The 14,630-nt window shown below is 68.7% G+C and carries 11 protein-coding genes and 1 CRISPR repeat array; of the genes, 6 read left to right on the top strand and 5 right to left on the bottom strand.

The window, feature by feature from the left end:
• Positions 1 to 27: 27 nt before the first annotated feature.
• Both EII35_RS11340 and EII35_RS11335 read right to left on the bottom strand, forming a co-directional pair.
• Positions 28 to 705: an MBL fold metallo-hydrolase gene (locus EII35_RS11340; RefSeq protein WP_125228582.1), complete on the bottom strand. Its 678-nt coding sequence runs from the start codon at positions 703 to 705 to the stop codon at positions 28 to 30.
• A gap of 60 nt (positions 706 to 765) precedes the next feature.
• Positions 766 to 1,278, bottom strand: coding sequence for a hypothetical protein (locus EII35_RS11335; protein WP_125228581.1), 513 nt, complete (start codon positions 1,276 to 1,278; stop codon positions 766 to 768).
• A gap of 38 nt (positions 1,279 to 1,316) precedes the next feature.
• Here EII35_RS11335 and mshB point away from each other — a divergent pair, with 38 nt between their 5' ends.
• Positions 1,317 to 2,210 (top strand): N-acetyl-1-D-myo-inositol-2-amino-2-deoxy-alpha-D-glucopyranoside deacetylase, encoded by an 894-nt coding sequence (gene mshB / locus EII35_RS11330; RefSeq protein WP_125228580.1) that lies wholly within the window; start codon positions 1,317 to 1,319, stop codon positions 2,208 to 2,210.
• A 12-nt stretch (positions 2,211 to 2,222) separates the two neighbouring features.
• Positions 2,223 to 3,767: a hypothetical protein gene (locus EII35_RS11325; protein ID WP_125228579.1), complete on the top strand. Its 1,545-nt coding sequence runs from the start codon at positions 2,223 to 2,225 to the stop codon at positions 3,765 to 3,767.
• Here EII35_RS11325 and EII35_RS11320 read toward each other — a convergent pair.
• Positions 3,715 to 4,878 carry a CHAT domain-containing protein gene (locus EII35_RS11320; protein WP_185744294.1) on the bottom strand — a complete coding sequence of 388 codons (1,164 nt, stop codon included), beginning with the start codon at positions 4,876 to 4,878 and terminating at the stop codon, positions 3,715 to 3,717. The genes EII35_RS11325 and EII35_RS11320 overlap by 53 nt on opposite strands.
• Before the next feature lie 37 nt (positions 4,879 to 4,915).
• Between EII35_RS11320 and EII35_RS11315 the strand changes: the two genes are divergently transcribed.
• Positions 4,916 to 6,481 carry a hypothetical protein gene (locus EII35_RS11315; protein WP_125228577.1) on the top strand — a complete coding sequence of 522 codons (1,566 nt, stop codon included), beginning with the start codon at positions 4,916 to 4,918 and terminating at the stop codon, positions 6,479 to 6,481.
• On the opposite strand, the gene EII35_RS11310 is transcribed toward EII35_RS11315, so the two are convergent.
• Both EII35_RS11310 and EII35_RS11305 read right to left on the bottom strand, forming a co-directional pair.
• Positions 6,451 to 8,958 (bottom strand): phage holin family protein, encoded by a 2,508-nt coding sequence (locus EII35_RS11310; protein WP_125228576.1) that lies wholly within the window; start codon positions 8,956 to 8,958, stop codon positions 6,451 to 6,453. The genes EII35_RS11315 and EII35_RS11310 overlap by 31 nt on opposite strands.
• Positions 8,959 to 9,506: 548 nt before the next feature.
• Positions 9,507 to 10,041: a CRISPR direct-repeat array (repeat unit 37 nt; unit sequence GTTTCAATCCGCTTGAAGGTTCGCGGGTGTTTCAGAC).
• A 148-nt stretch (positions 10,042 to 10,189) separates the two neighbouring features.
• On the bottom strand, positions 10,190 to 10,996 hold the full coding sequence (locus EII35_RS11305) for a hypothetical protein (RefSeq protein WP_125228575.1): 807 nt from the start codon (positions 10,994 to 10,996) through the stop codon (positions 10,190 to 10,192).
• A gap of 99 nt (positions 10,997 to 11,095) precedes the next feature.
• Here EII35_RS11305 and cmr1 point away from each other — a divergent pair, with 99 nt between their 5' ends.
• The 3 genes from cmr1 to EII35_RS11290 are packed head-to-tail and all read left to right on the top strand — an operon-like array spanning position 11,096 to position 14,626.
• Positions 11,096 to 12,043: a type III-B CRISPR module RAMP protein Cmr1 gene (cmr1, locus tag EII35_RS11300; RefSeq protein WP_125228574.1), complete on the top strand. Its 948-nt coding sequence runs from the start codon at positions 11,096 to 11,098 to the stop codon at positions 12,041 to 12,043.
• Positions 12,036 to 13,547, top strand: coding sequence for a type III-B CRISPR-associated protein Cas10/Cmr2 (gene cas10, locus EII35_RS11295; RefSeq protein ID WP_125228573.1), 1,512 nt, complete (start codon positions 12,036 to 12,038; stop codon positions 13,545 to 13,547). Before cmr1 ends, cas10 begins: the two co-directional genes overlap by 8 nt.
• Positions 13,544 to 14,626: a type III-B CRISPR module-associated Cmr3 family protein gene (locus tag EII35_RS11290; protein ID WP_125228572.1), complete on the top strand. Its 1,083-nt coding sequence runs from the start codon at positions 13,544 to 13,546 to the stop codon at positions 14,624 to 14,626. Before cas10 ends, EII35_RS11290 begins: the two co-directional genes overlap by 4 nt.
• Positions 14,627 to 14,630: the final 4 nt, after the last annotated feature.

Below are 14,630 nucleotides of genomic sequence, written 5' to 3'. Positions count from 1 at the left end.
GTCTCGGTGCGGATCGGCCGACGGGACCTACCCGACCTCGATGATGGTCGGGAGCTGCGGAGGTTCAATGGTGATGCTCTCACCGTCAGCCACGACCTTCGACCATCCTGCACCATTGCGTTCCAGCGACGCGGCGATTCGACGTGCCACGACCAGCCCGGCCTCGTTGAGCAATCCGTCGTGGATGGCGAGCACCCCGGTGGGTCGGAGCCGGTCGATGTAACGGATCAGATCCGTCGCCCGCAGCCAGGGGGCATCGACGGGGGTCGCCAGGACCGTGACCGGTCCGGGTGGGTCGGGGTGGTCGTCGCCGGTGACGAAGACCGTCTCCGCGATGAGGTAGGCGCGATTCTGCGGGCCGGGGATCACGGGATGCACCTCGGCGTGAAGGTCGCCGGTCACGTCCACCTGCAGCGTGTTCACGGTGAACGTGGCTCCGGCCACTGTCTCATGGAGGCCGCTTCCCCGGCCCAGGGCCTGGCAGGCGTCCGACGGGGCCCAGACGGGGATCCCGGCGTCGAGGGCGGAGCGCACCACCGTCGTCGACATGTGGTCGTAGTGCTGGTGGGTGATGAGCACGGCATCAACACCGCTGAGATCGGGAGCGTCGCCGAGTTCGCCGGGGTCGACGAGGAGCCGCGTCGCGTCGTCCTCGACGAGGAGGCAGGCGTGGTGGATCTTGGTCACCCGAATCACATCCGACATCCAGCCAGCCTACGTCGGCGGCAACCCCGTCGCGCAGCGCATCAGCCCGCTGGGGGACGGCTACTCGTAGCTGCGGCCGAGGTCCAGGAGGGTCGCCAGGAGGGACCAGTCCCAGGTGACCGGGAGGTCGTGGTCCTCGATGGCGCTGGCTCCGCATTCCAGGAGGGAGTGGGCGGTGGCGTTGTACCAACGGTGGCCGGTGGGTGAGGACACCCCGAGCCAGACCGCGTCCAGTTGCCCGGCCTCGGCGAGGCGGTGCAGGTCGGCGGCTGCGAATCGGATCATCGCGAGGGTGGCGGCGTGACCGTCGAACTCGGTGGGCGGGTCGGTGATGTGCAGCCACGACTCGTCCAGCGGCGGGGCCTCGGCGCTGAGGGAGGACTCCAGCAGGGACAGCATCGCCCGGCCCGGCGGCTCGGGGCCTGCGGCCTCGACGAATGGGTGGAGGGCGCGAAGCCAGCTGGCGCCGTCACGGTCGGGGTGCCGCGAGATGAGGGCGTCGATGAGTTCGGTCAGTTCCTCGGCGGTGCCGCGGAGCCCGTCGGTGTCCCTGAGGCTCTCGTCCGCATCCATGGTGTGAGGCTACCGTGTGCCCTCTAGACTGGGTCGTTGTGAGTGAACGGCGTCTGATGCTTGTCCATGCCCATCCTGACGATGAGTCGTCGCAGTCCCCGGCCACCCTGTCCCGGTACGTGGATGAGGGGGCCCAGGTGACCCTGGTGACCTGCACCCTGGGGGAGCTCGGCGAGATCCAGATGCCGGAGCTGGCCCACTACTCCCCTGCCCAGCTGGGCGAACACCGGTTCACCGAGGTCGCGGAGGCGATGCAGATCCTGGGCGTGACCGACCACCAGTGGCTTGGCGGGCGGGGCCGCTACCACGACTCCGGCATGACCACCGATGAGCACGGCAACGTGATCCCGGTGCCGGAACCTCCGGAGTCGTCGTTCTGGACCGCGGACCTGCAGGAGGCCGCGAACCACCTGGTGGCACTGCTCCGGGACCGTCGCCCCCAGGTCGTCGCCACCTACGACCCCTTCGGCAACTACGGTCATCCCGACCACATCCAGGCCCACCGGGTGACGATGTACGCCTCGCAGCTGGCGGCCATCCCCTTCCACCGTCCGGATCTCGGAGAGCCGTGGCAGGTGTCGCGGGTGCTGTGGATCACCCACAATCCGACGGCATGGACCCGGGCTTTCGAACGCGCCGAGGAGGAGGGGTTGACGATGTTCGACGGCTGGGACAAGGAGACGTTGGAGCGTCGCCTCAACCTGGACCCGTCGCAGGTCGCCGCGGTCATCCCGTACACGGGGCGTGAGGAGAAATGTTTCCAGGCCCTCGCCGCGCACCGCAGCCAGGTGGATGTCGATTCCCCGCTGTGGCAGGCGTTCTCCTTCATCCGCACGGTGGAGGGCTCCGGCGAGGCCTACCGGTTCGCAGCCGGGGTCCCGTTCCCCGAGGGCGGCCCGGCCGACGACCTGTTCGCCGGGCTGGGGGTGTGACCGGGACGGCCGGTGGTGAACGACCAGGACATCATCGACGCTGATCGCCGGGGCCACCTCGACGAGGCGGTCTCGTGGGCCTCGGCCCAGCTGCTCAGCCTTTCCGGAGCGTCGATCGAGGTCCGTGTCGCCCGTCACATCCGACTCGCTCGCGTGCTGCGTCACCGGGGACTCGGTGACGACTTCCGTCGCTCACTCGACGCGGCCCGACAGGGTCTTCATCTGGCTTCCCTGCCAACCTGTCCGGCGCAGTGGCGACCCATCGCCGAGCTGGCGGTGGCCAGCGCACACCTGGCCCTCGGCGACGAGGCCACCTGCCGCGGCCTCGTCGACCCCCTCACGGCACCGGGCAGCCGGGCCGACCCCGCAGTGGCCGCCTGGGCGTGGCGGCTGCAGGGCGAGGCGGCCCTGAAACGGTCGGCACTGTTCGAGGCCGTTCCGGCGCTGCTCAACTCGGTGGCCGAGGAGCAGCGGACGAGATCCGCACCGGGTGCCGACGCCACCCCGGCGCTCCTGCTCCTGGCGTTCAGCCGGATCGGGCAGGTCCTGGATGCCCAGAAGGTCCTGGGCGACACCGATCCCACCCGGATGTGGCCCCGACGTCGGTTGGTCCTCCTACTGGCGCGGGCGGAACATGAACGACGTTACGGGCACATCGCTGACGCCTTGGAGACCTTGGACGACGCTGAAGAGCTCATCGACCGGGGTTCCGGCCTCGATCGCCTTCGTGCTCGGCTGCACCTGCTGCGTGCCTCCTGCTTCGACGACTGGCGTCTGGGCTCGCACGCCCAGCGGGAGCGGCAGCGGGCGGTTGAACTCAAGATCCCCGATGCGCCCCCACCGGCCCAACCCGTCACCCGCCTCGGGGAGTCAGCCCCGATCACCCTGACGTCGCCGCAACCACGACAGGGCTCGGTGATGGACCTCATTCGGGAGTTCCGGGCCCTGCCCTGCCTCGGGGTGGAGCACGCCGTGATCCTGGAAGGCGCCCTCATGGCGTTGCAGGGTGTTCCCGGCGGGGAGCGGACGGAGGCGCTCGCGCTGGTCGAGGCGGGGTCCCTCCTCGCCTCAGGCTCTTCCGGGGTGAGGGCGACGGCGGAACGACTGCTGCGACGAGCCCTGGCTCGGCTGGACTACCTGGAGGGAACGCAGCTGTGGCGGGCCAGCTGTCAGGCTGCGCTCGGAAGGCTGCTGTCCGAGACGGCCACGGAGAAGGAGGAGGCGCTGGATCTCCTCCTGGCAGCCATCTCAGGGCTCAACCGTGAACGCTACTCCATGAGGCATCGATCCCATCGGGCCGAGTGGCAGCGACAGGTGGAGAGTCCTCCTCACGCGACGGCCATCGACCTGGCCAAGGCGTTGGGCCGCGATGAGATCGCGGCCGAGCTCATCATCCACTCACGGCTCTCGGGGGTGGTTTCGGCGCAGACGGTCGGTGAGGTCGAGGCCGCCACCGACACGGTGACGACGATCCCCCTGGCTCCCGTTCCGAGGCTGCACCACATCAATGGGACGGTCTCGGTCCTTGGTGGTCCCGGGCGATGTCGTCTGCTGTGAGGGTCGACTCGGCAGAGCTGAGGTGACGTTCCCGTGGGGCGATGAGGGTCATGGCGGCGCCCCACACGATCGGCGAGTTCCGCAGCATTGGCTTCTCCCGCCATGCCCGGAGACGCTTCACCTGGTACTGGCACAGCGCCGCAGTGGGATCGTCGGACTCCTGCGCCTCGTCGAAGGCGCCCACCAGTTCGAGGAAGCCTCCCGCTGCGTCACGCTGGGCCAGGGCATGATCGGTGGGCAGCGGCCACAGAGTGGCCTGGACGGTGTCGGCACCGCGCAGCAGCAACCCCGTGGCGAGACCGAGGGGTTCGGAATCCTCCAGGTCGGTTCCGGAGGCGCAGGCGACGATCGCGGCCCTCGGCGGGACCTTCACGTCCCTGAGGAGCAGGTCGGCGGCGCTGAGCCGACCCTGGCCGATGAGGAAGTCCACCTCACCGGGGCGCTCGGAGGTACGGCTGGCGTGACCGACGAGGAAGATCCGCGAGATGTCGTCGTTCAGGCCTGCCAGGAAAGCCAGGTCGGTGCTCAGACGGGGCATCCGGACTGCTCCGGGGCGCTGCGCTCCCCACGCAGCGGGGGTGAGGGTGTCCCACACGAGTTGCTGCATCGTGGTGACGATGGGGTCGAGCAGGTACAGCGGCGCCCCCTTCGCGTGGTTCCGTGGCGGCGGCGGATCGGCTGCTGTGTCCCGCGGCAGGATCGGCGCGATCCACGACACGTCGGCCACCTCGACGAGGCGGCGGTCCCCGTCGATGGGCAGCAGTCCCCACGGGATCCGAGCCAGGGGTGGGCTGGGCATCACCCTGAGGTCGATCCTCTCGGATGCCGCAAGAAGCTGCTCGACGAGCTCTGCGGGGAGGAGCGCCTGCGCAAGATCCCGCATCACCCGGTACTCCGAATCGAACCGCCTCAACGGACCGTCCAGACGAAGGTCCTCCAGGGCGACGACGTGGGCGCTGGGCAGCGCGGCGTGGAATCTCCGGAGCGGCTCGGCGAGCCCCGATGTGCGATGCACCCGCATCGGCTCATCCGGGCGGTTCCAGCACCAGGTCAGCCAGTCCCCGTTCATGCCGTCCCCGATGACCTGAACCATCGGTCGGCCGCCAGTCATGGTGTTCCCCCTTGTCGAGCAGTGCAACACTGGATACATGTCACAGCATGCCACTGCGCCCACGATGCTGTGGGGCAACAACGACGACCACACGGCTCAGCTGCTCACCGAACGCCTGTCCCACCACCCCGCCGAACCGGTGATGGTGTTCTTCGAGGACGAGGAGGTGGCAAGGCTGTGGTCGGGGCATCCAGGGGTCGACGCGAGGGCGTGGGCTCCGACCCTGGTGCGCGACCTGCTGGTGGAGCTGCCGCCACGGCCGGTGGAGCGGGTGGCGCCGCCGCCGATCGTCGTCGGCGACTCCACCGTCGCTGGCCGTCTGGTGCAGGGGATCGCCTCGGGGTGGGGTGACGCCACGGAACGGGTCACGATCCACTGTCTGGGCTCCGATGACTCCTGGGCGAAGGAGGCTGCTCTGAGGGTCGGGCATGCGGAGGTGACATGGCTCACGGTCCCGCTCCGTGCCGCATCGGTGGTGGAGGCCGTCACGTCGCTGGTGGCGCAGTGGCCTGCGCCGCGCCCGAAGCGCGGCACCCGAACGGGCCCGACGGTGTACGTCGCGGCCTCGCTGGAGGGTCAGGGACTCGCGGTGGCCTCAGCCGTCGCCGAGGCCGTCCCGGATGCACGCGTTGCGGTGGTGCTGTCGGGAGACATCACCTGGCCGCCCCCGCCCGGGGTGCGCGTCGTGACCGTCGCGGAGGTTCGGGCCCGGCTGGCCGAGCAGGGCGAGGACCCGCATGCCCGTTTGGCCCGGCTGTGGTTCGATGACGCTGCGTGGCTGTCCGCCCCGGACGCCTCCGCGACCGCACCGGGGATGCCTCTGTTCCCGGAGATCCGGTTCGGGGCCGAGGGGCGGGCGCGGTGGCAGGAGCAGGACGAAGCGGTGCGCGGCCGGTTCATCGCGGCCTCGGCGGCGACTCCCGCGATCCTGCGGGCGGGTGGGATCACGCTGCACCGGGAGACCCCCGTGACGACGGAGCAGGTGGTCTCGAGCCCGTCGGAGCTGGCCGGGATGGCGGACACCCTGCTGGGTGTGCTGGGGGTGGCCCCTACCCCGGCGGCCCGACTCACCGCCCTGGAGTGCGTCGCCCGGCTGCCGGTGCTGGCGGTGCGGGCCGGGTTCTCACTGCGTCGCCTCCCCGACGAGAAGCCGCTGCTCACCCCGGAGCTGGTGGAGCTGCTCGCCCCGCAGGTCCACGCCACCTACATGGGGGTCAGCGTGGCGACGGAGAACGCGTCGCAGTCGCCGATCGCCTCGGAGCTGTGGAGTGGCTTGTCCGAGTTCGAGAAGGCGAACAACCGAGCGGTGGTCGTCGGATGTGCCGTCGCCCATGCAGCCGAGGGGCTGGCCTGGCGGCGGTCGTCCGCTGATGGCGGGGTGGATCTCACCCCACGTCTGGAACGGCTGGGGGAACTCGAGCATCGCCGCTGGGCGATCCACGAGCGCCGGAACGGCCGCGGCGACCACCAGTGGGCGATCCCGTGGGATGACCTCGGCGAGGAGGTGCAGCGCTACGACGTGATGATCATGGGGGCGTTGCCCGGGATGCTTGCGGATGCGGGGCTGGAGATCTACGAGGTGCAGGGCCCTTCGATGACGTAGCCCTGTCGCAGCCCGGCCGAGGTGGTCAACCACTGGTGGCCGTCTGCGTCCTGAAGGACCCAGCAGTCCTCGGCCGCGGTCTGCTCCCCTTCCTGGGAGTGCACCTTCTCTCCCGGGAAGGCCAGCCGCGCGGTGACGGTCCCGACCCTGCGGTACTCCCCCACGACGGGGGTTCCCTCGTGGGTGGCGTGGAAGCTTTCGGCCGTGATCGAGCGTGTGGCGGTTGGGGGCTGGACCCCTTCGATGAGCAGGTCGCCGGGGTGGGCGGTCAGGGTGTTGCCGACGTCGTCCTTCCAGGTGTGGGTCGTGTCGAGTTCTTGGATCACCCGGACGGTTCCGACCCGCCGGAACCTCCACGCGCGGTCGTGCGCCGCGGCCGGCGGGACGGGGTGGAAGCCGAAGATCTCGAAGATCTCCATGAGGCTCTTCAGGTTGTGCAGGGTGCCCTGGGCGGCTGTTTCACGACGTTCCTCTTCGAGTTCGTCGAGGGGATGCAGCAGCCGGTTGAGTCGACGCTTCTTGTCATTGGTCGCCGCGTGGACGCCGCGCCACCCGGTGTCGTGCTTGAAGGCCATCCACGCTCGGTGTTCGAGTGGGATGAGCAGGCCCAGGAGGTCGTCGCTGGGGGGATTGGGCTCCTTCGGACGGGTCGCGGACCAGGTGTAGCCGAGTTCGGCCAGCCAGGTGAGGAGGCTCCAGGCGGCCCGGAAGTTGCTGTCCCGCTCGGTGGGGACCGCGTCATACCAGGTGCTCGGCTTTCCGTTGACGGCGTAGGAGTCGGCTGCGAGTTTCGCGGCCCGGAACCAGGAGTCCTGGGGGACGCCCTGGAGTGGGGTGGGCTGGGTGGATTCCCCGGGTTCCGTGGGCCCGACGGGGTCGCCGCCCAGACTGGGGCCGAAGGGGCGCAGGCACCCCATCAAGGGGATGCGTGCCAGTCCCCGCACACCTCGGGTCGGGATGAAGACATCGACGCGGAGGCCTCTCAGTTCGGTGGCCAGGGTTTCGAGCTCGGATCGTCCGGCCTCGTCCGGTTCGTGGGCGAGGAGGACGCTGACGCGATTCCCCGCCTCGCAGCGGCCCCTCAGCTTGGCGGTCGAGGGCAGACCCGCGACGCGCTCCAGATCGGGGAGCGCCGCCCGTCGTTCGAGGTCGCCTCGCCGCTCCTGCTCCGGCGTCGTCCTGTCCAGTAGGAAGGCCGCGGTGTCGCGCTGCAGGCGCCATTCGTCGGCGAATGCCCGGGAGAGGTCGGAGTCGCCGACCACCATGACGTGGGTGGGTGTGCCCTCGGTGGCGATGTGCTCGGCCAGCGCGTGGGCGATGACCTGGGTGCGTCCCAGGGTGGAGATGAACACGTGGGGGCCGGTGCGCAGGTCGCTGCGGTGCCTGCCGGTGGTCTCGCCCCCGACCCGCCAGTGTGTGGCCTGCTGGGCGGCGTGGTGGTGGGCGGGAAGGTAGCGGTCGATGCGGACGATGAGCCTTGTCGGGGGCTGGTGCGGGTCGTGGTAGGCGCTGCCGAGACCGGCGAGGACGTCGCGGATGACCTTGGCGGCCTCGAGGTTGGCCTGTTCATCGCTGGACAGGAGGTAGGCGCGCCGCAACGAGACGTGTCTGCCCCAAGCCGTGCACATGCCCTTGAGCCAGCGCTGCTCCGCGGTTCGGGTGGAGATCTCTCCCTTGATGACGCGGGCTCCGTAGCGTCGGACCTGGTGGCTGAGTGGGTGGTCGGGGTTGGGTTCGACGACGACGATGAGGGAGCGGTCGGGATCCTCGGTGAGGGCGCGGATGACGGGCAGGGTGTCGTCGCTGAGGCCGGTGACGAGGATGACGCGGGAGGCGAGGCTGGCGCGCCACCGGGCGATGGGGCCAGAGCTGATCTCATTGATGACGGCGAGGACGGTGGCGAAAAGCACGATGAGGCCACCCAGTTCGGCGACCTGAAGCCCAAGGGGTACCGGATGACAGCTCTCAGGGGCAGCCTGTCCTGTGAACAGGAGCAGGGCGTGGTAGACCTGCGCGACGAACGGGATCCGGCCGGGCAGACAGTCGCGCATGAACCAGCCACCGAGACCGACGACGTAGAGCGAGAGCGCCCCGAGGATGTAGAAGGCGCTGTGGCGACTCCGCCTGGCCCAGATCCGATGCCAGGACATCGCCGCCCATCCTCCGGAGACCAACAGGCCTCCCACGAGGAGGAACTGCAGCCAGGGCGCCCAGGTGAAGTCGAGGACCAGGACGATGGTGAGAACGACGAAAAAGAACAGGCCGAGGATCGCCCAGGCCCACCGGGTACTCTTGACGCCCCCGAACAGACGGAAGTTCCGAACGCGGGTCGATACCCGGCGCATCCGTCCTCGAAACGTCAACGGGGTCCCGTCCAGGTCGCGCCCGGAAAGGATCGTCCGTCCGAGGTACCTGATCTCCTCGACCAGGAACGACCAACCCGCCCCCCGGTCCTTCGATGTGTCGCTGCTGCCCACAGTTCATCCTCTCAGCTCGGCCCTGACAAGCAGTCACCCCGGTCATCCGAAACGCGCACCGCATGCCCCGCCGGTCGAGCCGAGGCAGAGGCCTCGAGTCGAGACCTCCACGAACATCCGCTGGAAACCTCACCAGGTCTCGACACGGACGGCTCACTCACGCTCAACACTCGGCTCGACCACCACCTCCCCGCTGGTCGAGCCGAGGCCGAAGGCCTCGAGTCGAGACCCCCGCAACCATCCACCGACAACCTCACCAGGTCTCGACACGGACAACCCGACCAACAGAGGGAGCAGGCTCGCGGGTGTTTCAGACATCGTGAAGCGCATCGAGCTGGCCTACGGCGTCCCATTTCAATCCGCTAACCGCTGGTCGAGCCGAGGCCGGAGGCCTCGAGTCGAGACCCCCGCAACCATCCGCCGAAACCCCCACCAGGTCTCGACACGGACAGCTCGCTGACGCCCGCGGTCCGGCTCGACCAGCAGGGAAAGGTTCGCGGGTGTTTCAGACTCGCTACCGGCTTCATTATCGGTCTCTGCTTCGCAGGGTTTCAATCCGCTTGAAGGTTCGCGGGTGTTTCAGACCGGAGCATGAGCGCTCGGATGGACGGGTCCTGGTGGTCGTTTCAATCCGCTTGAAGGTTCGCGGGTGTTTCAGACGGGGATGCAACTACGCATCCCCTCAAGCGGGGAGGGTTTCAATCCGCTTGAAGGTTCGCGGGTGTTTCAGACTTGAGCAGTTCGAGAATCTGGAACCGATTTTCAGTTTCAATCCGCTTGAAGGTTCGCGGGTGTTTCAGACCGGAGGAGGAGGGGATCCTTTACATCGTATCCGTTTCAATCCGCTTGAAGGTTCGCGGGTGTTTCAGACCCGCCATGGGAACGTGGCTGGCCGTCTACTTGGTTTCAATCCGCTTGAAGGTTCGCGGGTGTTTCAGACTTGACGCCCGGGAGGTGCAGTGATGACCGAGACGGGTTTCAATCCGCTTGAAGGTTCGCGGGTGTTTCAGACCCAGCGCCAGCGCCCCCTCGTGGGGCGTCCTCACGTTTCAATCCGCTTGAAGGTTCGCGGGTGTTTCAGACCCTACCCCTCTGGAGGGCCGGGTGACAAGGGGGTTTGCGGGGCCGTTGCACACTTGACCCGTCTCGGGCGTGTCGCGGAGGGGCCCGGAGGGCCGAAATCGAGCGTTTTGCCTTGTCAGACCGCATGCACACCTGAGGCTGTTTTTCGTCATCTCGTTGCCACCCCTGCTCCGGGGTGTCGCCAACCTTGGCGGCGTGCTCGTCTGGCGTACCTCTGCGCGGCGCGGATGTCCCGGAGCTGCTGTCGTGCCCAGGTCAGCATCTGCTTGTCGCCTGCTCTCCTGCTTGCCCGGAGGAGTTCTTCGAGGAGGGCGAGGGTCTGGTTGCGGTCACGGTGGTGGAGGGCCGCAACGATGAGGGGGAGCCGGGCGCGACACAGGAGTCGGGCATCGCCGAGGGTTTCGGCCTCCCGGCGGGCCTGTGCCGCAAGCCCCAGTCCCTCCTCCGTCCGGCCGCGGGCGATACGGGCGCTGCTGAGCCGGATCGTGCTCTCCACGACCTTGGCGCGGTCCCCCGCCGCCTCGGCGAGCGCCACGCCTCGCTCGAGGAGATCCGCTGCTTCCGTGATGCAGCTGGGCATGCCCCGGTCGGCGTCGTGGAGTTGCAGGACGCCGTTGTTGAGCACGATGTCCCACACCTCATCGAGGACCTTCTCCTGCAGCTCGGTGGAGGGGATGTGCTCGCCGAACCACCAGACGGTCCCGTCGGCATGATCGAACACCTCGACCAGTTCCCGGACGGCCGGGCCCGGCCACTGCCTGCGCATCCTCACCCTGACCTGGACGCTCACAAGCTTCCCGGCTGCCCAGACACCCGGGAATCGCTCCCGATCCAGCTCCCCCAGGGCGACGTCCAGGTCCTGCAGCGCCTGAAGCTCGTTCCTGCGCTTCAGGCACTCGGCCATGCAGGCGTGGAGGCGGTCCGGATCACCTCCGCCACCGGTCACCGTTTCCATCACGACATTCTCCCAGACCTTCGGACCCTCACCAGAGACACCTGATCGGCTGTCCGTCAGTAAGGTGCGAACGCAACGTCCAGCCGCGAAGGAGTGAACATGCCAAGGAAGCCGCCCAGCGCCGCTCCCCCGGATCTCAGGCCCGAAGCCGTGGTATCCGGCCACAAAGCTCGGGAGCACGAGGTCCTGCTCTCCACCATCACACCCATGTTCGGCGGGTCAGCACGTCCGGCGGAGGTGGACCTGGCGCAACCCGTGTCCGCCCGTACCGTGCGTGGCCATCTGCGGTTCTGGTGGCGGGCCCTCAACGGTGGCTGCTTCGGTTCCCTTCCCGCATTGTTCAAGGCGGAGTCCCACATCTGGGGCAGCGCCGCCTCCGAACATGGTTCCCCCTCCAGGGTGGACATCACGGTCGAGCCACTGAGACCCGCCCCAAAGCTATCTGACAAGGACTTGAGACATCTGGCAGCCGAGGAGGGTGTGGCCTACGGCGGCTACGGAGTGTTCGATCGAGGGAGAGCTTTGGTGGAGGGGGTGTCTCGGTTCCCCTTCAAGGTGACCGCCACCTGCGACGACGACCTGTGGCAACGCGACGTCGCCCCGGCCATCCGGGCATGGACCCTTCTCGGGGGAGTCGGACGACGCACCCGTCGAGGCTTCGGCTCCCTGCGCCAGTACCACGAGGAGCGCGCACTCTTCGGGCTTCCCGAGGATGCCCCTCACACCCACCGGTACTCCATGCTCCCCGCCACCTGGCTCGTCGGCCCGGCCCAAGCCAGCAGCGAGAAGGCGTGGTTCTGGATCCTGGACAAGTTCAAGGCCCAGGAACGCCGCGGCCCGAAACCGCGGGGCCGCCTGGCCTCTCCCGTCGTCGTGAAGGCCGTCGCCGACCCGCGCGCCACCGCCCCCGAGAGGCAGACCTTCTGGCCCGTCGCCTTCCAGTTCAGGGCACCCGGAGGCAGCCGTCACCGGATCGACCAGGTGTGGCGTGGCCTGACAGCCGCCGAGGGACTCCGCCGGGTCACGATTGGAGAGTTCCATGACTGAGCATCTACTGGCCATTCACATCGGCCCGGTGCAGGAGTTCATCGCCGCGGCCCGCCGGACCGCCGATCTGTGGGCGGGCTCGCAGCTCCTGCTCGAGGTCGTCGGGGCAGCCGCCGCAACTTTCGACGACGCCGACCGCGTCTTCCCCCGGGATCCTGACGGTGGCGGAGCCAACCGCATCCTGACCTTCGTCGCCGGTGATCCCGCCGCAGCCGTGGCGAGGGCCGAGAACGCCGCCCGCGACCATCTCATCCAGTGCTGGCGCACCTACACGGGCAGACTCAATGATTCCCAGCGGCGGGCCCTGGACCTCGAGCGGGGCGATCGCCAGATCCGCGACTTCCTCACGGTGATGGGGGCCTGGGTTCCTGTCGCCTCCCGCGCGGAGTACGGAGCCGCACGGGAACGGGTGGAACTCCTGTTGCGGGGCCGCAAGGCCACCCGGGACTTCACACCCGCCACGGGGGATGATGCGGGACTGCCGAAGTCACCGCTGGATCCCTCCCTCCCGACGATCCGTCGCCACGGCACGGAGCACGCCCAGGCACTGACCAAGGGGCCGTTGTTCCTGAAGCGGACCGAGTCCCTGGACGCCATCTCCCTGCTCAAACGCATCAAGGGCGTCACGGAGGGGGACAAGGTGCTCAGCACTCGAGCCCTCGCACAGCGTGCCAAGGATCCAGACGCCGTCGACTCCCCCACGGGCAGTGGCGACCCTGACGATGACGCCACCCCGCCGGACCACGCCTACTTCGCGATCGTCGTGGCCGACGGCGACCGCATGGGGCAGCTGCTGGAACGTCTCGCCGCGTCCCCGGACGGCGTTGATCGCCATCGAAGCGTTGGCAGGAACCTGGACGCGTTCGCTGATTCGGCCCGCAGGAAGCTCCGCGTCTCCGGCCAGCCGGTGTACTGCGGTGGTGACGATGTGATGGCGTTCCTGCCCGTGACGACGGCGCTGTCCGTGACCCAGGAGTTGGCGCATGAGTTCACGGCGACGCTGGGCGGCGAATCGACCCTGTCCGCTGGGGTCGCCGTCGTCCACTACAAGGAACCCCTCAGCACAGGGCTGGCCCGGGCGCGCCGGGCCGAGCAGGAGGCCAAGCGTCAACGTGACGCGATCTGTGTGGCCATCCACACCCGCGGTGGGTTCCCGCGCAGCATCGTCCGCCGTTGGGCGGAGCTCCGGCTCGACGACTGGCAGCGTCACTTCGCGGAGCAGCATCTTCCGGCGGGCCTGCCCTACGAACTGCATCAGCTCGCCATCGGCTGGCCCTCCAACCTTCCCGCGGCCGCCCTGGCCGGGGAGGCCGAACGGGTCATCAACCGCAAGATCGAACGCACCGAGGACAGCGACGACGCCAAGACCGCGCTGATCCAGTTCATCCGCGACTCCTTGGGGGCCGGAGGAAACCCGGCGGAGGCCCTCAGCCAGATCGCGGAGGAGTTGACCATGGCCCGGTTCCTTGCCGGGACCGTTGAGGAGAAGGAGGGGGATGGATGAAGCTGACCAAGGTCACCAGTCTCACACCGCTGCTGTTTCGGGACGGCAGACCGTTTTCTGCCGACTCGGACGAGAGCCGCGCGCGCGGCCCCGTCGTGCCGCCCCCCTCGGTGGTGGCAGGGCTCATTCGCACCGCCCATGGCGATCAGCACGGCTGGGACTGGTCGCAACCGGGAGTCCCTGAACGGGCGCGAGGCATCTCCGTGGGTTTTCACGGGTTGAGGATCCTTCACGGGGACACGCGCGAGTACCTTCTGCCCGCCCCGAGGGACGCCGTCGTCCACTGCGACGGCGACTCGCTCCGGACCGCGAAGCTCGCCCCCTGCCCTCTCGACGAGGGCGAGGGCACCAACCTTCCCACGGGCCTGGCCGTCCTTGCCGATGACTCGCGGGGCAAGCCCCTCCCCGGGTACGACATGTGGCGCTGGTCGGATGTGCTGCGCTGGCTGAGGGGCGAGACCGTGATCCCCTCGATGGCCCCGTCGCCTCCGGTGGATGAGCGGGTTCAGGTGGCCATCGACCCGAAACGACGGGCGGTGGCGGACGGGATGCTCTTCACGGTGGAGTTCCGGGCCTGGGAAGATGGCCGCTCCACCACCGACCTGACCCAGTTCGAGCTCGTCGTGGCCGCCACGGAGCAACCGACGGGGGTCGCCCGTTTCGGCGGCGAGTCCCGGCCCGTGATCCTGGGGCCGCTGGATGGTCACCTGCCACAACCGGATGCGGAGCTGCGGGACGCCCTCCTGCAGGCAACCACGCTGCGCTGCCTCCTGACGAGCCCAGCAGCCTTCAACCAGGGCTGGCGACCCCAGTGGCTGCTCACGGATTCGTCTCTGGCAGCCGCCAACCCCCGTCTCATCGCTGCCGCCGTCGGCAGCCCCGAGACTGTCAGCGGCTGGGACCATGTGACGCGCGCCCCCAAACCGGCACGACGTCTGGCTCCGTCCGGGAGCGTCTATTTCATCCAGCTCGATCGGCCCCTCAGCCCCGACGAGCTGTCCGCCCTGTGGCTGAGCAGCATCTCTGACAACGAACAGGACCGTCGCGACGGATTCGGCGTCGCTCTTTGGGGAGTGTGAACAC

The sequence above is a fragment of the Arachnia propionica genome (assembly GCF_003932785.1).
Taxonomy (GTDB): Bacteria; Actinomycetota; Actinomycetes; order Propionibacteriales; family Propionibacteriaceae; genus Arachnia; species Arachnia propionica_B.
Note: the sequence above shows the minus strand (reverse complement) of the source record. Positions and strands in the feature narration are given on the sequence as shown.